General features: G+C 33.4%; 27 protein-coding genes and 1 pseudogene. 14 read left to right on the top strand and 14 right to left on the bottom strand.

The annotated features are described in order from the left end of the window. Positions 1 to 9: 9 nt before the first annotated feature. A complete protein-coding gene (locus MV589_RS06580) occupies positions 10 to 774 on the bottom strand; it encodes a motility protein A (protein ID WP_297431122.1) in 765 nt (254 codons plus the stop codon). Positions 775 to 1,061: 287 nt separating this feature from the next. Here MV589_RS06580 and MV589_RS06575 point away from each other — a divergent pair, with 287 nt between their 5' ends. The 6 genes from MV589_RS06575 to glmU all read left to right on the top strand — a co-directional run bounded on the left by MV589_RS06575 (position 1,062) and on the right by glmU (position 7,074). Next, the gene (locus MV589_RS06575; RefSeq protein ID WP_297431120.1) at positions 1,062 to 1,226 is read left to right on the top strand and encodes a hypothetical protein; all 165 of its coding nucleotides are present in this window, start codon (positions 1,062 to 1,064) and stop codon (positions 1,224 to 1,226) included. A 273-nt stretch (positions 1,227 to 1,499) separates the two neighbouring features. After that, on the top strand, positions 1,500 to 2,420 hold the full coding sequence (locus tag MV589_RS06570) for a lysylphosphatidylglycerol synthase transmembrane domain-containing protein (protein ID WP_297431118.1): 921 nt from the start codon (positions 1,500 to 1,502) through the stop codon (positions 2,418 to 2,420). After that, a complete protein-coding gene (locus tag MV589_RS06565; protein WP_297431116.1) occupies positions 2,417 to 3,640 on the top strand; it encodes a glycosyltransferase family 9 protein in 1,224 nt (407 codons plus the stop codon). The genes MV589_RS06570 and MV589_RS06565 overlap by 4 nt, the downstream gene beginning before the upstream one ends. Then, a complete protein-coding gene (locus MV589_RS06560; protein ID WP_297431114.1) occupies positions 3,624 to 5,054 on the top strand; it encodes a glycosyltransferase family 39 protein in 1,431 nt (476 codons plus the stop codon). The genes MV589_RS06565 and MV589_RS06560 overlap by 17 nt, the downstream gene beginning before the upstream one ends. After that, complete coding sequence (locus MV589_RS06555) at positions 5,051 to 5,719, top strand: phosphatase PAP2 family protein (RefSeq protein ID WP_297431112.1); 669 nt, start codon at positions 5,051 to 5,053, stop codon at positions 5,717 to 5,719. The genes MV589_RS06560 and MV589_RS06555 overlap by 4 nt, the downstream gene beginning before the upstream one ends. 50 nt (positions 5,720 to 5,769) lie before the next feature. Next, positions 5,770 to 7,074, top strand: a complete 1,305-nt coding sequence (gene glmU / locus MV589_RS06550) for a bifunctional UDP-N-acetylglucosamine diphosphorylase/glucosamine-1-phosphate N-acetyltransferase GlmU (protein ID WP_297431110.1) — start codon at positions 5,770 to 5,772, stop codon at positions 7,072 to 7,074. Between the two features lie 3 nt (positions 7,075 to 7,077). On the opposite strand, the gene MV589_RS06545 is transcribed toward glmU, so the two are convergent. Together MV589_RS06545 and MV589_RS06540 are read right to left on the bottom strand one after the other, a co-directional pair. Next, positions 7,078 to 7,266 (bottom strand): hypothetical protein, encoded by a 189-nt coding sequence (locus tag MV589_RS06545; protein ID WP_297431109.1) that lies wholly within the window; start codon positions 7,264 to 7,266, stop codon positions 7,078 to 7,080. Positions 7,267 to 7,269: 3 nt separating this feature from the next. Continuing rightward, positions 7,270 to 8,073, bottom strand: a complete 804-nt coding sequence (locus MV589_RS06540) for an HDOD domain-containing protein (RefSeq protein ID WP_297431107.1) — start codon at positions 8,071 to 8,073, stop codon at positions 7,270 to 7,272. A 170-nt stretch (positions 8,074 to 8,243) separates the two neighbouring features. On the opposite strand from MV589_RS06540, the gene coaBC reads away from it, so the two are divergent. The 7 genes from coaBC (at position 8,244) to MV589_RS06505 (ending at position 14,099) form a co-directional block, all read left to right on the top strand. Next, a complete protein-coding gene (gene coaBC, locus MV589_RS06535) occupies positions 8,244 to 9,518 on the top strand; it encodes a bifunctional phosphopantothenoylcysteine decarboxylase/phosphopantothenate--cysteine ligase CoaBC (RefSeq protein WP_297431104.1) in 1,275 nt (424 codons plus the stop codon). Positions 9,519 to 9,521: 3 nt separating this feature from the next. Beyond that, positions 9,522 to 10,199 carry a di-trans,poly-cis-decaprenylcistransferase gene (locus MV589_RS06530; RefSeq protein ID WP_297431102.1) on the top strand — a complete coding sequence of 226 codons (678 nt, stop codon included), beginning with the start codon at positions 9,522 to 9,524 and terminating at the stop codon, positions 10,197 to 10,199. After that, complete coding sequence (locus MV589_RS06525) at positions 10,199 to 11,014, top strand: prepilin peptidase (RefSeq protein WP_297431100.1); 816 nt, start codon at positions 10,199 to 10,201, stop codon at positions 11,012 to 11,014. Before MV589_RS06530 ends, MV589_RS06525 begins: the two co-directional genes overlap by 1 nt. 14 nt (positions 11,015 to 11,028) lie before the next feature. Continuing rightward, a complete protein-coding gene (locus MV589_RS06520; RefSeq protein ID WP_297431099.1) occupies positions 11,029 to 12,048 on the top strand; it encodes an LptF/LptG family permease in 1,020 nt (339 codons plus the stop codon). Further along, positions 12,048 to 12,758: a tRNA pseudouridine(38-40) synthase TruA gene (gene truA, locus MV589_RS06515; protein WP_297431097.1), complete on the top strand. Its 711-nt coding sequence runs from the start codon at positions 12,048 to 12,050 to the stop codon at positions 12,756 to 12,758. The genes MV589_RS06520 and truA overlap by 1 nt, the downstream gene beginning before the upstream one ends. 71 nt (positions 12,759 to 12,829) lie before the next feature. Then, the gene (locus MV589_RS06510) at positions 12,830 to 13,297 is read left to right on the top strand and encodes an iron-sulfur cluster assembly scaffold protein (RefSeq protein WP_297431095.1); all 468 of its coding nucleotides are present in this window, start codon (positions 12,830 to 12,832) and stop codon (positions 13,295 to 13,297) included. Next, positions 13,290 to 14,099 carry an iron-binding protein gene (locus MV589_RS06505; RefSeq protein ID WP_297431093.1) on the top strand — a complete coding sequence of 270 codons (810 nt, stop codon included), beginning with the start codon at positions 13,290 to 13,292 and terminating at the stop codon, positions 14,097 to 14,099. Before MV589_RS06510 ends, MV589_RS06505 begins: the two co-directional genes overlap by 8 nt. Here the strand turns inward: MV589_RS06505 and MV589_RS06500 are convergent. The 8 genes from MV589_RS06500 to MV589_RS06460 all read right to left on the bottom strand — a co-directional run bounded on the left by MV589_RS06500 (position 14,080) and on the right by MV589_RS06460 (position 18,663). Continuing rightward, on the bottom strand, positions 14,080 to 14,436 hold the full coding sequence (locus MV589_RS06500; protein ID WP_297431090.1) for a VanZ family protein: 357 nt from the start codon (positions 14,434 to 14,436) through the stop codon (positions 14,080 to 14,082). The two genes, MV589_RS06505 and MV589_RS06500, sit on opposite strands and share 20 nt — an antisense overlap. Continuing rightward, on the bottom strand, positions 14,429 to 15,202 hold the full coding sequence (locus tag MV589_RS06495) for an alpha/beta hydrolase (protein WP_297431089.1): 774 nt from the start codon (positions 15,200 to 15,202) through the stop codon (positions 14,429 to 14,431). Before MV589_RS06495 ends, MV589_RS06500 begins: the two co-directional genes overlap by 8 nt. Further along, on the bottom strand, positions 15,202 to 16,116 hold the full coding sequence (locus MV589_RS06490; RefSeq protein ID WP_297431088.1) for a 5'-nucleotidase: 915 nt from the start codon (positions 16,114 to 16,116) through the stop codon (positions 15,202 to 15,204). The genes MV589_RS06495 and MV589_RS06490 overlap by 1 nt, the downstream gene beginning before the upstream one ends. Positions 16,117 to 16,128: 12 nt before the next feature. Further along, positions 16,129 to 16,461, bottom strand: coding sequence for a type II toxin-antitoxin system PemK/MazF family toxin (locus tag MV589_RS06485; protein ID WP_297431086.1), 333 nt, complete (start codon positions 16,459 to 16,461; stop codon positions 16,129 to 16,131). Further along, positions 16,458 to 16,700, bottom strand: a complete 243-nt coding sequence (locus tag MV589_RS06480) for an AbrB/MazE/SpoVT family DNA-binding domain-containing protein (protein WP_297431083.1) — start codon at positions 16,698 to 16,700, stop codon at positions 16,458 to 16,460. The genes MV589_RS06485 and MV589_RS06480 overlap by 4 nt, the downstream gene beginning before the upstream one ends. Positions 16,701 to 16,923: 223 nt before the next feature. Beyond that, positions 16,924 to 17,112 (bottom strand): hypothetical protein, encoded by a 189-nt coding sequence (locus tag MV589_RS06470; RefSeq protein ID WP_297431079.1) that lies wholly within the window; start codon positions 17,110 to 17,112, stop codon positions 16,924 to 16,926. A gap of 365 nt (positions 17,113 to 17,477) precedes the next feature. Continuing rightward, positions 17,478 to 17,924, bottom strand: coding sequence for a GNAT family N-acetyltransferase (locus MV589_RS06465; RefSeq protein WP_297431077.1), 447 nt, complete (start codon positions 17,922 to 17,924; stop codon positions 17,478 to 17,480). Between the two features lie 274 nt (positions 17,925 to 18,198). Continuing rightward, entirely contained in the window at positions 18,199 to 18,663 is a 465-nt protein-coding gene (locus tag MV589_RS06460; protein ID WP_297431138.1) for a fatty acid desaturase, read from the bottom strand. 172 nt (positions 18,664 to 18,835) lie between these two features. On the opposite strand from MV589_RS06460, the pseudogene MV589_RS06455 reads away from it, so the two are divergent. Next, a pseudogene (locus MV589_RS06455) lies at positions 18,836 to 20,053 on the top strand (IS256 family transposase). A gap of 34 nt (positions 20,054 to 20,087) precedes the next feature. On the opposite strand, the gene MV589_RS06450 reads toward MV589_RS06455, so the two are convergent. From MV589_RS06450 to MV589_RS06440, 3 genes are read right to left on the bottom strand one after another with little or no spacing between them, the layout of a single operon-like run. Continuing rightward, positions 20,088 to 20,744, bottom strand: a complete 657-nt coding sequence (locus MV589_RS06450; protein ID WP_297433182.1) for a hypothetical protein — start codon at positions 20,742 to 20,744, stop codon at positions 20,088 to 20,090. Beyond that, a complete protein-coding gene (locus MV589_RS06445; RefSeq protein ID WP_297433180.1) occupies positions 20,744 to 21,442 on the bottom strand; it encodes a hypothetical protein in 699 nt (232 codons plus the stop codon). The genes MV589_RS06450 and MV589_RS06445 overlap by 1 nt, the downstream gene beginning before the upstream one ends. Then, positions 21,439 to 22,431, bottom strand: coding sequence for a class I SAM-dependent methyltransferase (locus tag MV589_RS06440; RefSeq protein ID WP_297433178.1), 993 nt, complete (start codon positions 22,429 to 22,431; stop codon positions 21,439 to 21,441). Before MV589_RS06440 ends, MV589_RS06445 begins: the two co-directional genes overlap by 4 nt. Positions 22,432 to 22,587: the final 156 nt, after the last annotated feature.

Genomic DNA, 22,587 nt, shown 5'->3' with positions numbered 1-22,587 from the left:
AAATACTCATTAGTCAAATTGACTGACACGATCAGCCGGAGCTAAATAAGCAAGTAGTTTCGCTTCTAAAACTCTCGGTGCATCACCTGCTTGAATAGACATAATACCTTCAACTATCATCGATTTCACTGTTGTCTCTTCATCATTTCGAATGGTTAAAATATTATATATAGGAGTTCCAAAAATATTACCAATCATAGCACCATACATCGTCGTAAGAAGAGCAACCGCCATTGAAGGACCAATAGCAGAAGGATCTGCCATATTTAAAAGCATTGCAACTAGACCAATTAGTGTACCAATCATTCCCATTGCCCCTGCAAGCCCAGCCCACTGGTTAAAAATAGAACCATGGATTTTATGTCGAGTACTTGTCTGCTCCATCTCAATTTCAAGAAGTTCTCGAATAGTATCAGGCTCACTGCCATCAATGGCCATAGAGAGCCCTTTTTTTAAAAATGCATTCTCCTCATCATTAACATCACCCTCTAACGCAAGAATTCCATCTTTTCTAGCTTTTGTCGCAAACTCCACAAGTTTTTTTATAAGTTCACCAACATCCTCTTCACCTGGCTTAATTGCTTTCATAAAGACTTTAACAAACTGCTTCATTTGAGCTGGTTTAAACGAAATCATCAAAGCACCGATACTACCACCAACAACAATAAGGACAGAAGGTATATCAATGTACGCACCAATACCAACACCCATAACCATAGAGCCAAGTAAAAGCGCCATAATTAAAACAATACCAATGACCGTACCTAAATCCATTCAAAAACCTTATAGAAATTTATAATTTCATTATAATACCACAAGAAATCAAAAAAATATCTTTTGTTGTATAATGTCATCACAATTATTGAGAATTAAATACAATTATGCTTGAAATGCTTTACCGTTCAACAAAAAAATCTGCTTACACCCTTATCATTTTAATGGCAATCTTTTCTACTATTTACAACGCTTTTATACCTCTTCATAGGGATGAAGCTTACTACTGTATATAGAGTCATCATCTCCAAGCTGGTTACTATTACCATCCACCTATGATTACTCTAATGATTTGGCTAACAAATCATATATCACAAAGTGAGTGGGGTATTCGACTTGTAAATGTATTTTCATTTACAAAAGAACTTAGTAATGAAAAAACAGCACTCAATGCAGTTCTAGTCACTACTATTTTTACTTCTCATAACTTATTAAAAAGATGGATATATTAACTAATATTAAATTCTACACAGAAATACTAATCGTATTAGTTATAGTCTATCCCTATATTGATTTTGCATGTCAACTTCATCATTCTACAAGTAATATTTTTAAAAAAATGACTTAGTATTGTACAAACATGTTAAACTTATGGATACAAATGTAGTTGTCCCTAATTGTAGAGTTTTTTATCTCTATAGAGTATCTGCTCTTATAAAAAAGTAATTTACTAAAGATTAATCAACTTTTTGATAAAATACTTTTACTTTACAATATGGTACTCGATGAAAAATATAATTAAACTACTTATAACTATCGCAATTTTCTACTTTCTTTTTCAGAAAATAGATTTCCAAACGCTTTGGGCTATTTTAGCAAAAAGTCATGGTGGATGGATTCTACTCGCTCTTATTATGCAACTTGGAAGTACTTATCTTGCCGCATACAGATGGTTTAAAATTTCAAAATTACTTGTTTTTAAAGAGCGTCTCTCTTTTTATGTACAAAGTTATTTCAAAGGAACATTTTTCAATCAAGTACTACCTAGTAGTATTGGTGGTGATGCAGTAAGAATTATAGACCTTACACGAAAAGGATATGATAAAAAAGAGGCATTTTATGGTGTTTTTGTAGATAGAGTTGTTGGTCTTGTCGGACTGCTTGTACTAAACTTCATAGCTTCTATTATATTTTATGGTACGTTTCCCTCAGATTTTTCACGACTTATCATCCTTATTTCAGTCGCAGGTATTGCAGGATTTTTCTCACTTTTTCTTTTTGAAAAAATCAACTTTTTAGCGAAATATAAATTTTTAAATCTACTTCATAGGCTTTCAGTAAGGCTCAATCAACTCTACAGTTCAAAAACTGTACTTGTAAAACATATCTCTATTTCAGTTGCTGTGCATTTTTTATCTGTCTTAACAATATATGGAATTGCTTTAAGTATCAATGCACATTTAAGTTTTCAAATGCTTCTTATTGCCGTGCCACCCGTATTTTTACTCACTATAGTCCCTGTTTCATTAGCGGGCTGGGGAATTCGTGAAGGTGCAATGGTTGGAATTTTTATGCTTGTAGGTGCAGATTCGACTAAAGTTTTAGCTATGAGTATTTTATATGGTTTACTACTTATTATCGGTGCACTACCAGGCTCTTACTTCTGGATAAAAAATAAAAAAATAACACAGGAGGAAAAAAAATGAATGTAAATACTATGAGAAACATTGACCATTATGCAGGGATTCCACTTGCATTTACTGGTACTCTTATAAAAAAAACATATGATTTTTTTGTAGAACCAAAACAAAAAAAACCTAGAAATGTACTACTTATAGAGCTCTCAGAGATGGGAAGTGCTATTTTAGTTGATCCAGCCATGCGTAAACTCAAAGCAAATATTGAAGGAGAACTCTTTTTTGTAATCTTTTCAAAGAACAAAGTCTCATTGCAACTTCTTGAAACTGTACCTGAAAAAAATATATTTACTATTGATGAGAGCGGCATAGTTGAAATTGCACAAACTTCCTTAGAGTTTTTAAAATGGTGTAGAGAAAAAGAGATAGACTCCGTGATCGATTTAGAGCTTTTCTCCCGTTTTACAGCCCTTTTAACAGCTGCCAGCGGTGCATCAAACCGTGTTGGTTTTCACGCTTTTCATAATGAAGGACTTTACCGTGGTGATTTTTTAACACATAAAGTAGCGTACAATCCACATCAACATATTGCTAAAAACTTCATCGCTTTAGTGGATGCACTTCTTAGTGAAAAGCAGGAACTTCCCTTTACAAAGCGCATCATCCCTGATGAAGAGATTCAAATTGCAAAAGCAGTTATTAGTGATGAAGAGAAAGAGTCTGTTATTGCCATAATTACAGATATGTACGAAGGGTTTGACAGAGAGAAAAATCCTGTAATTTTAGTAAACTCAAATGCTTCAGACCTACTGCCACAAAGAAGATGGGACAGGGAAAATTATGGTGAGGTCATCAAAAAGATTTTAGCTTACAATAAAGACGCCATTGTCCTACTGACCGGTGCCCCATCTGAAAAAGATGGAGCACAACTTCTTGCTGACTATATAGGAGACAAACGCTGTATCAACTTCGCAGGAGGTGTGAAATTTTTACAACTTCCTGCACTTTACAGTGTAAGTGCATTTATGCTTACAAACGACTCTGGTCCTGCACACTTTGCTTCAATTACAAACATGCATACTTTTGTAATTTTTGGACCTGAAACACCAGCACTATATGGCTCATTAGGGCCAAGCACACCAATATTTGCAGGAATGGCTTGTAGTCCTTGTGTAAGTGCTTCTAACCATAGAAAAACACCTTGTAGTGATAACCAATGTATCAAAATTATTACACCTGATTTGGTGTTTAACACACTGAAATTTAAACTTGATGAACTTTCTAAATAAAGAACATAGAAGTTTTCTTCTTTTCATTACAGTTGTAGCTATTCTTAGACTACTTATAGCACCTCATGTTGGTCTTGGTGTCGATGAAGCACACTATGTCCTTTATGGTATTCATCTTGATTGGAGCTACTTTGACCACCCTCCGCTTGTTGGGTGGACACAGTATATTTTTACTTCTATCTTTGGACTCAATGAATTTGGCGCTCGTGTTAGTGCAGTAGTTATTGGATTTTTTACATCCCTATTTTTATATAAACTTATCTATAATATAAATAAAAATGCTACAAAAACTTTCATAGCGGTTTTAGCACTCTATGCCTCTTTTATTTTTAATGCACTCTTTTTAATGCTTATGCCAGATACCCTGCTCTTTTTACTAATTATTCCCATCATTTTTGTAGTGATTAACCTTGAAAAAAAACCCTCTACAAAAAATTGGATTATTCTAGGTATTTTGCTAGGAGTTGCGGGACTAAGTAAATATACAGCAGTACTCTTTATCATTCCTATCATTCTCTATTTTTTAATAAAAAAAGAATTTAAACTCTTTTACTCACCCAAACTTTTACTCACTATACTCATTGCACTTCTCCTTATCTCTCCAGTTCTTTATTGGAATATCCAACATAACTGGATTAGTTTTAGTTACCAAAGTTCTCATGTTGTGGGAAGTAAACATATTCATTGGGGTGGCTTTTTTAAATCAATAGCAACACAGTTTGGAGCATATAATCCTCTGCTTGTTCCTTTAGCTTTTTATGGACTATACAAATCATTTTTTAGCAAAAATGATACCATTTTTCTTTCTGGACTCTTTGGTTTAACACTTATATCATTTTTCACTTATGCTTCACTCTATAAAACTGCCCTCCCTCACTGGTCGGCACTCTTTTATCTACTTTTTATTCCATTAGGTACTTACTATATGCTAGATATTTCTAAAAAATATGTTAAATATGCCATCATTTTTGGACTTTTTATTAGTATACTTGCCTATGCAGAGCTTGTGTTCAAATTCATTCCACAGCCAAATTATCAATCAATTCATAGAGATATTTATGGTTGGAATACAATTATGAAGCGTGCAAACGCAGTGATAACTAATGATAAAAAAGAGGCACTAGCTGTTACAAATTGGACACTTGCTTCTCGAGCTATGTTTTATGACCGCAAATACTCTTCAAAAGTCTATCTACTTGACAATAAAAAAGATCAGTTTGACTTTTGGGAGGATAAGCACAAGAAAGGAAAAGATATGATAATCATTAACACGCATTTTTTCCATAAAAATATAGCTTCTACTATGAAATGTGACAAAGTTTATCCAATAGAGAGCTTTGACATCAATATTTCAAATCATAAAATTAATACTATCAATCTAGTAATGTGTAAAAACTTTCAAGGACTTAAATGAAATTAACTAAAAAACTGTTTTTTACGGCATTTATTATTGCAATTCCTCTTATAATTATTAGTTACAATTTTTTTGATAAGCCTGTCGCTAGATATTTTTATATACATCGAGAAACATTCCATCATTTTGGAGAACTTTTAAGTCTTACAGGAGAATCTCAATGGTATATTGGAGCTGGTCTTTTAGGATTTTTATTTTTTAAATATATTAAAGATACTGAGCTTTACAAAAATAGATTTCTCTTTCTTTTTTATGCAAATATTTTTTCAGGTCTTGTGAGTATACTACTAAAATGGATATTTTCAAGAGTTCGTCCAGTAGGATTACATCATTCTCCTGAGGAGTATGGATTTTTACTCTTTCAAAACTATGACAAGGGCTTTTTTGCACAACTAAAATATCATTATATTACGATGTTTCATCATCATACCACGTATGCTTCATTTCCATCAGGACATACTGTTACCATCGCTACCACATTTACAGTTATGTATCTGCTCTTTCCTCGCTATCTTTACCTTTGGATAATTTTAGGAATCACATTTGCAAGCGGAAGAATTTTGGCAGATGACCATTTTATCAGCGATATCATCGCAGGAACTGTTGTCGGCATACTTGCAACACTTTTTATTTACGATAAAATGCGTAATAGATTAAAAAAATAAATGTTATAATGTCACAAAAATAAACTATGAATAAACAGAGGAATAAATAAATGATGAAAGAGAATATAAGTATAGTAATTTTAGCTGCTGGAAAAGGCAGTCGTATGAAATCAAACAAGGCAAAAGTCCTTCACTCTATAAGTGGCAAGCCTATGCTTTATCATATCATCAAAGAGTCATTGAAAATTTCTGATGATATTACTGTTGTAGTAGCACATCAAAAAGAGGCTGTCATTAAAGAGATAAGCAGCTACTTCGACAACATTAACTTTGTCACACAAGATGCCAATAAGTTTCCAGGAACTGGCGGTGCTATGATGAATGTAGAGCCAAAAAATGACAAAGTTTTAGTCCTCAATGGCGATATGCCGCTCATCACGGCTGAAGCACTCCACGGATTTTTAGAGATACAAGCTGATGTAATTATGAGTATATTTGATCTTGAAAATCCAGACGGATACGGCAGGGTTATTATCAGAAATGACCGTGTGGAGTATATAGTTGAGCAAAAAGATGCCGATGAAGCAGAGCTCAATACAACAACTGTGAACGCAGGTATATATGCTTTTTCAAAAGTAATTTTAGAGAGATACATTCCAGAACTAAGCAATGACAATGCCCAAAAAGAGTACTACCTCACAGATGTTGTAGCTATGGTAAAAGAGGAAGAGGGAACTGTTGTGCCAATTCTTGTTGATGAAGAGCATTTTAAGGGTGTAAATTCTAAAAAAGATTTAGCTGATTCAGAAGTTATTATGCAAAGACGCATCAGAAATAGATGGATGCAAGCAGGTGTAACAATGCAACTTCCAGAGACTATCTATATCGAAGAGGGTGTTGCGTTTGAGGGAGAGTGTATTGTTGAAAATGGATGCCGAATTACAGGCAACTCTCACATCATCAATTCTCATATAAAAGCAGGTAGTGTTGTAGAAGATAGCATTATGAAAAATTCAGATTGTGGTCCAATGGCACATCTTCGTCCTCTCTCAAACATAGAAAATACACACATTGGTAACTTTGTAGAGGTGAAAAAAGCGACACTTAAAGGGGTAAAAGCAGGACATTTAAGTTATTTGGGTGATGCAGAGATAGATGAGGGAACAAATATAGGTGCAGGAACCATCACTTGTAACTATGACGGCATTAACAAGTACAAAACCATCATTGGTAAAAATGTCTTCATAGGTTCTGATTCACAACTCGTAGCACCTCTCACCATTGAAGATGATGTCATGATAGCAGCAGGTACTACAGTAACAAGTGGCACAGTTGAGAAAGGCTCACTGGCTCTTAGCCGAACAAAACTCAAAACCATTAAAAACTTCTACTACAAATTTTTTGGTAAAAAGTAGATTTCACTTTCCCTTTAAAATGTGCGCATGCTGCACTTCTTTAGAAGAAGAGATCTCTTGTTGCACAGAGGGATGACCACCCTCTTGTAAAAAAAATCTCCATACTACATAGTAAATAATTAACATAACAACAATAAAAATCGAGACTGTTTTTGCTCCAAACATCTCGTTTTTTTGTGGATCAAATATCAAAGACTACGCGTCCATCAATTTTTCAAGAGCTTTTTCATAACTTGCCATATCAAGTCCAAATTCTTCTATAGTATTCTTTGCAGTGGCAATCGATTCATCGGTTATCTCACCGTTTGGCATAACAGTTTCACGAACAGCTTTTAACTCTGCTGCCATTCTCTGCTCATCTGGTGTTGCACCTTCTGGATCATCACTATAGCGAATGATATGTACTATTTCAGGGTCAAGATTCCATCTGTGAAAAAGTGTTGCTGTAACATCAGTCGTTTGCGCACCACAGGCAGTTTTTTCAGCATTTGAAATATCTTCACCTGCTAAAAGTGCTTTTTCTATAATGTCAGCTTTATTATCTTCAAGTAGTGTTTTAGAAATTATTACACGTCCTAAATCTACCAAAAACGCAGCAGGAGCTAAAAGAGAAAGGTTTTGCCCTTCAGTTCTACGAAGCCAATTAACAACTAAAGAGAGCTGTTTGTCACACGCTGTTGCAAACTGCTCTTTTGTCATACCATATGGTGAGAGATCTATCTCAAAATCATTGGAAACACTTCCTAATGCAAATGTTCTAATAGTATCTTTTCCAAGAAGAGAGACAGCTTGCTTAAGATCAGTGATTTGATGTTTCAAACCATATGCAGGAGAGTTCACTAAACGCAGTATATTTGCTGTAAGTATTGGATCTTTTTCTATCGCTTTTTGCATATCATCAAGTGTAGAATCTGAATTATTATAAACACGCTCAACTTCCTGTACTGATTCTGGAAGCGGTGGAATATTGTCAATATTTTCTAAGAGGGTTTTTGTCATATTTATTACCTTTGTTTATATTGCATTAATTTTAGTGCATAGATATAAAATTTAATATTTATAGTCCCAATTATTGGAACAACCTTACAAATATGTTTACTCTCGTAACAATTTTTGTAAAGACTAAGAATTTTTTGATAAAATACAGACAGATAAACGAGGGAGCTATTATGAATATACCAGTAGATTTGATTAAAAACAAAAAGATTCTCCTTGGCGTGACAGGTTCCATTGCCATTTACAAATCTCTTGAACTTTTACGATATTTCGTAAAAGCAGGTGCAGAAGTAAAAGTTGTAATGACTCCTGCTGCAAAAAAATTCATAACCCCTCTTACATTTGAGACACTCTCATCAAACAGAGTGCTTGATGATACCAATGAGTCTTGGGCAAATGAACATAACCACATTAAAATCAGCGAATGGGCAGATATTATGGTCATTGCTCCAGCATCTGCAAATACCATTGCAAAACTTGCAAATGCAATAGCAGACAACATTCTACTCCAATCAGCCCTTGCCTTTAACGGTATGAAAATATTAGCACCATCGGCAAATACAAATATGCTTCAAAACCCTATTACACAGGCAAATCTTAAAATGCTTGGCATAGCAAATTACACAATACTAGAGACACAGACAAAAGAACTCGCATGTAAAACTATAGGTGATGGAGCGATGGCAGAGCCTCTAAATATTTTCTACCAAACAAGTAGAGAACTTCTAAAAGAAGAGTACTGGACAGATAGACGGGTTATCATTACCGGTGGAGGAACGGTAGAAAAAATAGATGAAGTGCGCTACATTTCAAACTTTTCAAGTGGAAAAATGGCCTCTGCTCTAGCTACGGCACTCTACTTAAAAGGTGCAGATGTAAACCTTATTGCTACAAGGTTTGATGAAAATTTACCTGAAAATATGCACAAAATTGATGTTGCAAGCACAGCAGAGATGCTCGAGTACCTCACCGATTCAGTACGTATTGCAAAAAAAGGCAAACTCTCAAAAGCAACACTTGTAAGAGATGAGCATATACATATTATTCAAAAAAGACCTTTTCTTTTTATGGCGGCGGCTGTAAGTGATTATATTGCAGAGTTTCCACAAGATGGAAAACTCAAAAAAGAGTCTTTGGGCGAGAGCTGGGAGCTTCCTTTGAAAAAAAATATTGATATTTTAAATACAATTGATAAAGAGGGCATCACTGTGATAGGTTTTAAAGCTGAGATGGATGAGCAGAAGGCAAAGTCAAACGCAGTCAATATGCTTGAAAATAAAAATCTTGATGCAGTTTGTCTTAATCTACTCAAAGACTCTTCAAGTTTTGGAACTGATGTAAATGAGATAGAGTTTATCACAAATGATAAAAATATTTTACTCCTTCAAAGTGACAAACTAACCCTTTCATTCAGAATTATCTCACACTCAAAAAAATTATCTGAGTAAAAAATGAATAAAGCAAAACATATAGCAATCATTATGGATGGCAATGGCAGATGGGCAGAGATGCAAGGAAAAAAACGTGTCAAAGGTCATGAAGCAGGTGCAAAAGTCGTCAAAGAAATCACAACTTACTGCTCTAACAGTGAAGAGATAGAGCGACTCACTCTCTATGCTTTTTCTACAGAAAACTGGAAAAGACCACGTTTAGAAGTTGAATTTTTAATGCGATTACTCGATAAATATCTTAAAGATGAACTTCCCTCTTACCTTGAGAACAATGTAAAATTTGAGCCAATAGGCGATATAAGAGCCTTTTCAAAATCCCTGCAAAAAACCATAAAAATGGTAGAAGAAAAAACAGCTCACTGCGATGGACTTGTACAGAGTTTAGCACTTAATTATGGAGCACAAGACGAGATACTCCGTGCAGTAAATTCACTTAAAAAATCTTCAAAAGAGATTACAAGTGAGATGCTTAGTAATGCACTTGATTGTAAATCTGATGTCGATATTCTCATCAGAACAGGTGGAGATACGAGACTTTCAAACTTTCTTTTGTGGCAGGCGGCTTACGCAGAACTCTTTTTCATCGATAAACTCTGGCCAGATTTTACAACTAAAGATTTACAAAAAATTGTTAAGCAATTTACACAAATTGAGCGTAGATTTGGAGGTTTAAAATAATGGAACTTTTTATAGGATTTATTTTAGGCATAGTTTTTGGTTCATTTTTAAATGTAGTTATTCTTCGCATTCCAAAAGATGAGAGTGTCGTTTTTGGTGCTTCACACTGTACATCATGTGGTCATAAACTTAAACCATGGCATAACATTCCCCTACTCTCATGGATATTTTTACAAGGAAAATGTGCCTATTGCGCCAATAAAATTTCTATACAATATCCACTTATCGAACTCCTCTCAGGAGTTATTTTCACCGCACTTGTTTACAAGTACTCTCTTAGCCTACCTCTTTTCTTTATAGGAATGAGTTTTTTAATGCTTTTAGCACTCTCTGTAATAGATTTAAAATACAAAATGATTCCTGATTCACTTAATCTTTTAGCAATCTTTTTTGCTATTTTTGGAGCATGGAGCATAACAGGACTTTTTAACAATTTTCAAAATGCCCTCCTCTTTGCAGGTGGCTTTACTCTCCTGCGTTTCTCACTCTCTTACTACCTGACATCTTCAGTGTACAGAGCAGGGATAAAGACAAAAACCTCTTGGAATAAACACTTCGACAGATCTCCATTTATAGAAGCAATGGGCGAAGGTGACATTATGGTCGCAGCTACTATGGGTGCCTTGCTTGGTGTAAAACTAGGGCTCGTTGCCATATTTCTCTCAGCACTCTTGGCAATGCCAGTTATGCTCTATACAGTGAAAGGTTCAAAAGAGCAACAGCGTGTTCCTTTTGTACCTTTTTTAGCAATGGCTACTTTTATAGTATATATGCTAGACACTCCTATTGCAGCCTATATCAATGCTAATTATTAAAAGAGTTTTTACAAATGGATAGACTTCAAAAATATATACTTAGAAACCTTTCAACGCTGTTTTTATCTATATTTTTACCTCTTTTTGCCATAGCTTCTGTCATATTTTTGATAAAACTAGCAGCTTATACTGCAATAATTCAACTGACTATTTGGGAAATGACCAAACTCTATCTTTTTGTACTACCTCAAATTCTTTTCTATACCCTGCCCATAACATTTTTTATAGCAGCAACGCTTTCACTCTTTAAACTCTCAAACGACAATGAAATTATTGTTCTGTTTGCCCTTGGAATCGAACCCAAGTTCCTTATAAAAACACTCTTTAAACCTGCTTTTTTACTTAGTATAATTTTAGCATTTGATTTTTTCGTTCTCTTTCCGCACTCTACTGTATTATCAAGAAATTTTGTTTCATATAAAAAAAGTGAAGCAAAATTTAATCTTGCAGCAAGTGAATTTGGAAATAGTTTTGGAGATTGGCTACTCTATCTTGGAGGGAAGAAAGATGATGGAACATACTATAAGGTCTTTTTATTCAATAAAAAAGGAAAAGAAGAGATACTTATTTCTGCGAAAAAAGCAGAAATTATAAATGATTCAGGAATACTTAGATTAAAACTTACAAATGGAGAGGGATACAGTTATTCAACCAAAAAACTCTCTCAAGTTAATTTTAAAACAATGATGATTAATGATACATTAAAAACACATCTTGATCCCTATGAAGAACCTCTTGAATATTGGCTTTCAAAATATAGACATAAAAATAAGGTTAAAATGTTTATAACAGATACACTACTAAGTCTTTTTCCTATCATTTCTCTTTTCATTGTTATAGCCATAGGTGTTGTACAGGTACGACATCAAAAATCTCGTGTCTATTTGTACCTGTTTATCTCTATTGCACTCTATTATGGTGTTACAGTTGGGTTGCAAAGCATCTTACATTTTTATACAATCCCAGCACTCTCACTCACTTGGCTTGCAGTAACCTACTTTATTTACCGTAAGACCATAGTCAATAAATTCTAATGAAAGTTGCATTTACTCTTGCCTACAACGGTACCCATTTTCTTGGTTCTCAAACGCAGCAAGAGACAAGCAACACCATACTTGGCAATGTAACACAGGTTCTCAATCAACTTGGCATTAATGACAAGGTTATAGCAAGTGGGCGTACGGATAAAGGAGTCCATGCAACGGGACAGGTATGCCATATCTCTCTGCCTAAGTATTGGAGAGATTTAGCAAAGCTTAAACGCGTTGTAAATCAGATGCTTCCCTCTTCCATCATAATCAAAAAAATTGTAACAGTAGATGATTCCTTTCATGCAAGATACAGTGCAAAAAAAAGAGTATATAGATACATCATAAAAACAGAAGAGAGTAATCCTTTTGAGAGTGATTTTGTAACATTTCTTCCAAACGCAGCACTTGCAGAGATAAAACAAAACATAAAACTTTTTGAAGGCGAATATGATTTTAGCGGTTTTATGAAAACAGGTAGTGATATTAACTCTACACAAAGAGTTATATACAGAGCTTTTTATTATAGATATAAAGATTGTCACATTCTCTACTTTGAAGCCAATGGATTTTTAAGAAGTCAAATTAGATTGATGGTTGGGGCACTTTTACAACTCAAAAAACAAGAGATACAAGAGCAACTCTCTTTAAAAAAAGAGCATAAAATCAGACCTGCTCCACCAAATGGTCTTTACCTTGCAAAAATAAGATATTAATCTGGTATTGGTCAAGAATATATTTATACTTTTTCGTTACACTTACATAAATTAAAAAAAAGAGAAAAATTATGTTTGAAAATGTAAAAATGCCAGAGGGGCTTAATGCTGAAACTTTAGAACACTTAATAAATCCGAAAAATTATGGAAAAATTGAAGATGCAGATGGTGTTGGGGTAGCACTTGATGAAAAAACAAATGAGTATGTTGTTTTTTACACAGACTTAAACGCAGAGGGTATTGAAAATGCAAAATTTGCGACAAATGGCTGTCAAGATACCGTTGTTATTGGTTCTATGTTTACCGATATGATTATTGGCAATGACTTAGAGTATGCACAAAAAGCCATAACTAAAATGCATGAGAAACTAGGTGATCTTTCACCACAACAACAAGTATGTGCAGATATAGTCTTTACTGCATACATTGCCTCTTTACAAAATATTGAGAATAAAGAAAAGGGTGAAGAGGAAGAGATGCATGTTCTTAAAATGAAAGATAGCTGTGAATCAACACAAAAGGAAGAAACAGGTGAATAAAACATACCAAAAAAAACATGAACTTTGGCTCTCAATTTTGTTTGCATCATTTGCCATTAATGATGAAACGATAAAATCACGCCTTTATGATTTTTCTCAAATTGCTTTTCGTCATATGAAATGGCTTGGTGAGCAAACTCTTGAAAATGGTGAAAATTATAATTATGACAGAAATATGGTACTTCTTAAACGCAACACTGTTTTTGAAATCATTGAAGCCCTCCAAGATGAGATAAAAGCATTTCATTCATTTTATCCAAACAATGTTTTAGGCGAACGTATAAAAACTGATGATATTTACCTTTTAGAGTATCTTAGTGAAGTGCTTGCAAAAGAAGAGAATAACGGGAAAATCACTGCGTTTAACATGAAACGAAAATGGGAAGATAGAGACCTTGAACAGGCTCAAATAGATGCACTTACACTTTTTTTATTTGATGAATCCTACAAAGAGTATGAGCTTATTCTTATTTATGCTTATATGCAGGCACGCACAAAAAATATTCTTCGCTTTAATGTCTTTCAAGATTTAGTAGATGAATCACACTTTCACCTTAAATCGTTTGGAAATATGATGGCAAAGCTTGGCATTTTAGCACTTCCTCGTGAACTTCATGAAATGACCTATGTTGTAAAAGATTTAGATAAATTTCTTGTAGATGGCATTGCAGAAGAAGAGGCTGCAAAAGTAATGTGTAAAGAGCTTAGTGATGCTATAAAAGATGAAGAACTCTCAAAATTCTTCGACTTTATTAACTACCAAGAAAATTATCACATCGAACTTATGAAGAAGCTTTTATAGCGCTTCTTCTGTACTTTTCGTACAAATAATAAACAACTATTCCTATTGCAATCCCTACACTATCTGCCACTACATCAAAGAGTGAAAAATCTCGTCCTGGGATAAAATACTGCACTATCTCTATTTGCATACCAAAAGCAAGTAATAATGCAATTTTCATCAAAACACTCAAATGTCTGTATGCAAGCGAAAGCAAAATATAAAGTGTCATAAATGCAATAAAATGATTTGCCTTGTCCCAAATATGCTCAATCACTTTTATCTCTCGTGTTGTTGTTGCAAGATATTCAATACTCACTAAACAGATGTAGAACATTATTTGAAATTTTTTACTCATTTTCCATTACCTTATTTATTTGATTTGTTACTGTTGTATCCCACAAAAGTTCTTTATGACTTAGTCCCTCAATCTCACTGTAAAGAACAAGATTTTTCACCGACTCTTTAAGTTTTTGAGCATTTTTAAGTGGAATGGTCTCATCATCTCTACTTACAAAAAGATATGTCTTTGCAGTGACATCCCGTACATACACATCAGTAGGAAACTTGTAACGCAGTAGTTTTTCAATGCAACAGAGTTTTGGGTACTTCTCTTTTGAGAGTGCTGTAACAGAGTCAAATGCCCCGACCAAAAAGAGTGCTTTTACACTATGTTGCTTTGCCACAAACGCAGCAACATTCGAGCCAAGTGAAAAACCTAAAAGATAAAAATCACCATAATGCTTCTGCACAAGCTGCGCAATTTTCAAGCTGTCACTTAAAATATTTTTCTCATTTGCAACACCGCCACTTTTTCCATAGCCACGGTAATTAAACGCAATGACACGTACATTTTTATAAACTTCACTGAGTCGTCCCATTAATGCTACAGCATCATGAGAGCGTCCAACAAAAACAAGTAGTGTTGTCACTGCGTTTACAGGCTCATAGACAGCGCCCTCAAGTTCTATGCCATCATCAGTTTTTATACTTAAAAGTTCACATTTATCACAAAGTCGTCGCTCTTTTATGTAGGTGGGAGAAAATATCATAAAATACTGCCACTGATAAAACACCCCAATGAGAATCAAGAATGTAAATAGAAAAAAAACTACATATATCATTATTCACATTCTAAAATAGTTTTATGCATCACTTTTGCCGAAGGCACAACATCTGATGAGAGTTCCAAATGTACATCTTGATCATCAAAAAAGATGTCAGCACCAAAGGCTTCAAGTACCTCGTACTTCTCACTGCCGCCTAAGAAGAATGCCTCATCTATGCGAACACCCCAGACATTAAGTGTTTTTATTACCCGCTCGTGTGTCGGAGCACTTCGTGCGGTGACAAGTGCTGTACGAATAGGTGATTCTTTGTCTTTAAATTTTTTCTGAATATTGGCGATGGTGAGCAAGAGTTTTGCAAAAGGACCTTTTTTCATAGGGTTATCACGATTTGCCTTTTCATGCGCTATGAAAGCCTCAAGCCCCTGCTCTTTATAGATAAGCTCTGACTCTTCAGAAAAGAGTACAGCATCTCCATCAAACGCAATGCGTACTTGATCTCCAAGTGAAGTATGAATATCTTTGTTTGAGGGAAGTATCTTTGCCGCTGCAACACCATTTTCGATGGCATTGATAACATCATTATCATCTGCACTTAAAAAAAGATCGACTTTAAAGGCTGTGAGATAGTTAGACGTATTGCGTCCACTTGTCCAGCCACTTCTTTGTATGTCAAGCTTGTAGCTCGCTATGGCATTTGTAATGCGCAAACTTGTTCCTGCATTGTTTTTAGAGAGAATTATAACCTCTACCTGTTTTTCATCTTCTGCAAAATGCTCATTTATTTTTAGAAGATTTTCTATGAGTCTATATCCAGTCCCTTTTTTGAGGGGTTCATTCTCTTTTTCAAGCTGATACTTGTAGTACTCATCAAGCCCACGCTCTTCAAATACCCTGTTCTCATCTTCAAGGTCAAAAAGCGCGCGTGAACTCACCGCTACTACAAGTTTATCTTTTAAATTATATGCCATACACCCTCTTTGTTACTCAATGATACTATCAATAATGCCCAGTATTTTATTTACTGTTTTCTGATCTGCTTTTTCAATAAATTTTATATTTCTTGAATTATAATCTATTGACTTCAATTGTTCAGCCATAATAAAACCAGTGATATTTTCACTCTCAACTTTAATATGAAATGGAAAACCTCTCTTAGTATTTGTTATCGGACATGCAAACGCAAGCCCTAGGTATTGGTTAAATACTTTATTGCTAATGATAATAGCAGCTCTTCTACCCTTTTGTTCATGACTACTTTGTGGATCAAAACTTAGAGCCACTATATCTCCCTGCTCAGGAATATATTTTATCACTCTTCTCTTCCCATTTTATTATCAAACTCTTCATAAGTTGTATAATCAGCTGGCAATTGCTTAACCAATTCATTAATATCGTATTTTTCCCGTGATTTATCTACTGGTTCTAATACGATTTTTTGATTTTCAACTAAAACTTTTACCTTGTCCCCAATTGATAAATGAAGTTCTTTCATAACATTTTTTGGAAATCTGACACCCTGAGAATTACCCCAACTTGAAATAGTTGCTGTCATAACATTCTCCTCATATCTGTATATCCAAAGTATATCATTTATTTTTTTGAGTGTCAACGTACTATAACTTTTCCATATTTTTATCTTTGCAAGTTAAAAGTGGAGATTTACTCACAGAGATGGGACATTTATTTTAACGGCTACTTATTCGCATAAGTTGGGGAATCTTTTTCTATGTAAGTGGCGATAGACTCAATATCTTCAAGAGCCTCTTCAGACCACTTTAGTGTGAAAGCCATTTAGACATTCTTTGTTTTTCATCTTGATGTGATGAGACTTCGCCATTTTCAGCACGACTAATACCATTTTTAATTTTTTCTACAACATAAAGGTGATATTGAATGTCTTCATAAGTACAGCTATCAGGAAGATTTTGTATCATCTTTTGTGCTTCTTGTTTTATGGCTACCATGGACTCTCCTTTTTTGTTTGTATTATAGCATATTTGATTTTTCAGTATAACGGCGAAGCTGAGCTTCATTAATGTGTATTTCGGAAAATTCACTTGCGATTTTCTGGAAAACACTTTGATGTGAGACTCCTGCCTTTTGTTGTATGTAGCATAGCGGAATACGACAAAAGGTTGGTGGCTCGTTTAGAGCTCAGCTTCGCCGTTGTAAGTTTCCGCTTTGCGGGAACTTACAACGACTGTCTTCAAAAATATGTTTCTGTTCACAATCATTGTAATATCTATCATAATAGCACATTTTTTCGCTTCAAAATATTTGCCCGTGAGGGAAACATATTTTTGTGCAAGTACTTGTTATATCGAACATTTCAATCAACAAAACAATCTTTTATCATTATGTAATGTGGTCCAATATCTTTAACATTAAATTCATCACCATAGAGTTTATAGTTATGTTTTTCATAAAACCCTATAGCGGAGATACGAGCATTACACCAGATATAATTTGCTCCGTTTTTTAAAGCATATGTTTCCGCAACTTTAAGTAGGCTACTAGCATATCCTTTTTTACGAATATTTTTAATTATCGCCATCGCTCGAATTTGCCAGCAATTTTTATCATCAATATGTTTGATTTTAGATTTATAAATTGAGACTATTCCAATAAGTTTATTATCTAAATATGCACCAAAATGTTTTGTAAGTTCATCTGTATCTCCATCATATTGACAATCACTAATACTTTGATGTGGTCTTAGTACATTAAGTCTTACTGTGTATGTTTTTTCAACAGGAATATTTTTAATTTGTATCAATATTTACTCTTTTATTTCTTTAGTTTTTGGTCACCTTTTTTTAAAAAGGTGCTGAGGGAACTAGCATAAGAGAAGTTCTATTAAATTGTTGGCAAGATGCCCCTCTCTTTTTTTGCAAGAAAGGATTTGACTACTTGATATAACGGTTGTCGTGAGCTATAATTAAGCCGCTAGGGTCAATTATTAGCCTCCTCGTATTTGTTATATCTTTGCCTCTTTACACCTTAAAAGTGGAGATTTATCCATCAAATGTAATTTTTAAAATCTATATATCTTAATCAATTATATTTGGTTTTGTTTTACCAACAAGAACTGATAAAGTCAGAATAGATCTTTTAAAAATATTTTCTTCCCTATATTCTAAATTATATTTTTTACATAATTCTTTTACATAAGGTTGAACTACTTTATGTTGACTAAGTGTTAGATTAGGGAAAAGATGGTGTTCAATCTGATAATTTAACCACCCATGTAAAAAATCCAAAAGTTCAAATCCTGTTTTATAATTAACCGTATCTATAATTTGCCTTAGATAAAAATCACCTTTTGATTTATAAGCACCATTAAATCTATAAATATCAGCTGCTGCATGATTCGGTAAGATTACTATAAATGAATTAATATTTGCAAAACATTCGGCAAGTATTAAAATAAGCAGGCTATTCATCGCAGCATTTACTCCAAATGGTAAAAAGATAAGAGGTGTTACTATAAAGCGAATAGTAAAATAAGGTAATATATATTGAAACCAAAATATTTTTCCATATTTCGTAAATGGGTTGTAATGATTTTCTAAATTTTTGGGAGTGTCTTGTGAGGGTGTAAAAACAACTGTGTAAATCCAAAAAACTAATTTATCAGATAGGCTTAAAAATTGCTATTATTGATAGATTTATTTGAAGGATTTACAGATGGATATTTTAAATAAAGAAGAACTACGCAGACAAATAAAAGAAGGCAAAGATATTTCACTCGATGGGATATTGGATGATTTCAAAGCTCTTCTTCGAGAAACGATTCAAACAGCTACTGAAGTGGAACTTGATGAGCATTTAGGTTACGAGAAGCACCAGAAGTCAGATAACTCCAACTATCGTAACGGTACAAACAAAAAGACTCTAAAATCGAAATATGGTGATGTAGATGTCGCCATACCAAGAGACAGAGAGGGCTCGTTTGAACCACAGCTTGTAAAGAAACGGGAAACACTTCTAAACGGCAGTGAGGATCTTATACTTTCACTTTATACCAAAGGGATGAGCGTAAGAGATATACAGCATCACCTTGATGATCTCTATGGTTATCAACTTTCTGAACAAACAATCTCAAATATCACCGATACAATCATAGAGAAAGCAAAAGAGTGGCAGAACCGACCGCTTGAACCAATCTATCCAATAATCTTTATGGATGCTACCGTCCTAAAAATAAGAGTGGATAGAGTCGTAAAAAACATAGCTGCATATATTATGCTAGGAGTCACGCTTGAAGGAAAAAAAGAGATATTAGGTATTTGGATCGGTGAAAATGAAACAAGTAAATATTGGCTTTCACTTCTGAATGAACTCAAGAACCGTGGTGTAGATGATGTACTTATTTTTGCCATAGATGGACTGAACGGTTTCAATGAAGCTATTGAAGCTGTTTACTCAAAAGCAGAGATACAGCGTTGTATTGTCCATCAGATTAGAAGTTCACTTCGTTATGTCTCTTGGAAGGATAGAAAGGCAGTAGCAGCTGATTTAAAAATGATCTATACAGCAACTACTGAAGAAGATGCACAAGAGGCACTTTTGGAATTTAATGATATTTGGGGCAATAAGTATCCTCATATCACACAGTCTTGGACAAATCATTGGAATGAACTGGCAACTTTTTTTAAATATCCTAAGCCAATCAGAAAGCTAATTTATACCACAAATCCTATTGAATCGCTAAATTCGAGTATTAAAAGACGCACAAAATCAAAAGGTTCATTTCCCACAATTGATGCTGCTTTTAAGGTGCTTTATTTATCTACACAGGAGGTACAGTAAAAGTGGAATCGTAACGGTTTACGCAATTGGAGTGAAATTTACCCTCAACTTTGTATATTTTTCAGCGAAATTATGGAAAAATATACAAGATAATTAAATGGGCTGGAGGTGGTTTACACAGTTTATTTTACAGGCTCTGATTTACACAGTTTATTTTACAGGCTCTGTCTTGTTCTTTTTCTTTTAAAATTTTTATGGTCAATGGTACATAATATGTAAACTTCCAAGTACAAGCTAATATAAAGATGATTAAGTATCTAATACCCATAGGAATATTCGAATTTATTAGCCATTGCAAATTATTTTCAACATTATCAGGATCACTTTTTTCACCTAAGTGATAATGATGTAGTACATTATGTTCATATATCCAAGACTGTGGTTTAAACCAATCTAGCCAATCAAGAAAACGTCGAGAACCTTTTCCAAAACCAGCTTTTGTATACTTTATGGGAATACCTGGTATTTTATCATATGCACCATGTAATATAGAATGTGCTATATTTGCCCACCTCGAACCACTTCCACCAGCTATCAAAACAGCAGATAATATTCCTATACTCCAAAATACTATGCCATTAATATTGGAGTGAATAAACTCAAAATAGCTTAACAATAACATTAATATAAATCCTAAAAAAGTTGCAATTCTTCCCCATGTTTCTATTTTTTTTAAATGTTTAAAATCCTTCCAAGTTGGGTTTTGAATTTTTTTTCTTATATCATCTACATCTCTTTCAAACTCATGTTTATTTATATATATTTTATCTATAGTGTTACTCATTAATTTTCTCCTGTGGTTAGCTGATTATTTATAATTGATACTAGTGGTAATGTTTGAATATCATGCTTACCATTAATTTGTCTAATATCGTTAGCATGCTTCTTTGCAAAATTTACATCACAGCATAGTTTGTCATTGTAAGGTATGACAATTATATCTACAACACCTAAAGTGTTTTCATATATTTTATCTGAACGAAACAATTTTAATTGTTCTATAATCTCATCGTAGCTTAATAAAGGATAATTACCGCTCCAAGGTAAACGCTTAAGCATTCTTTTTCCAATCTTATCTGGTAGATTTTCTAAAAAATCTACTGTAAATTCCTTGAGCATATTAAAATTTTTTAAATGAGCAGGGGAAATACTAATAGTTCTAATATTAACCTCAATATTAAGTTCTGATAGAATTGATACCATCCTATGAATTACTAAAGCTCCAGCACTAAAACCAACTAATATTATTTTAGTTGATTCTTGAGTAATATTTTCGATATGTTTCAGCCATTCATGTACTAATATTTTCAGTGAAGGTGCTAGATGATAATAGATTAAATATACATTACTATTCTCTGGAAAATTGTGTTCTTTTATTGACTCAACAGGGTCAATCATTATTCCATTGGCTATGTAAATAATTATTTTTGGTTTTGATTTTGAAATTTCATAACTCTTAAATAAATTATTATTCAATTTCATTTCACACTTCCTTTAAATATATTTGTAGACTTTTTAAAAAGAAACATTGTCTGCAAACACTCGTCATCATTTATTTGAATAAGTTCAAATCCAAAAGATAAAATTGTTGTACACCAATTATCGATAGATAAGAATGCACCATCTGACCTTTTCTTGTTATCTGTGAATTTCCATAGATCCTCCATAAAACCCCAAATAGCAGAACTTGATGCATATCCATGTGTCGTTTCATGCAAAAGAAAATAACCATGATCAGTTAAAGCATGAAAAATATTTGAAATAGCAACTTCAATATTTAATGCAGCATGTATAACATTACTAGCAACAATTAAATCATAATTGGAGACTATCGTTTTTTCTTTGGGTTCCATAATATTCCATATTTCATATTCTGTCTTATTGTTAAAGGAGAGTAATTCTTTTTTTAAAGTTTTTGTAAAAAATTTCGATGTGTCTGTTATTGTATATATTAAAGCCTGATCATATATTACAGGTAAAAAATATTTAGTCAAGCCCCCTGTACCTGCACCAACTTCACAGATTGAAATTTTTTTTGATATATCGTTACTGATTATATCAACAATACTACTAAGTAGTTTATTGTTAAACAGATAAGTTGCACCCATGTCTTTTGAATATATCATCTTGTGTTCAGGAAAAGAAAAAATAACTCGTTTTGGATTGGTTATAAGATTATTAGATTGACTGTATACATGTTTTGCCAATCTAAGCATTGTAGCATTTTCGTTGACTAAATATTTATTAACAATATCTTCTTTTGGAGTAATATATTTTACAGAAGATAACATCTTTTCTAATTTTTCAATATGTTGAGGAAGTTGTATATTTGCTTTTTTTGTTTCATTAATCCATTTTGAAAAGCAATCTAAAATAAATGCCTTCGTTGTTTCAATATATTTCTTAATATAATCATCATCGATTATGTGATTTTTTGAAACACTTTTAAAGTTACTATTTTTTTCTAACATTGATAATCCTTTAATATAACTATTTATTCAACGAACATTATAGCACAATAACAGTGGATACTAAACAATAAATGAACACTTAAAATGTTAGTTTATTGAAGTTTTTTAGTCTATTTTACAAAAATTTCAGGTGAATGTCTATTATGCTTAAAAACA

Origin of the sequence: Sulfurimonas sp. (assembly GCF_026991475.1) — a bacterium.
GTDB lineage: Bacteria > Campylobacterota > Campylobacteria > Campylobacterales > Sulfurimonadaceae > Sulfurimonas.
Note: the sequence above shows the minus strand (reverse complement) of the source record. Positions and strands in the feature narration are given on the sequence as shown.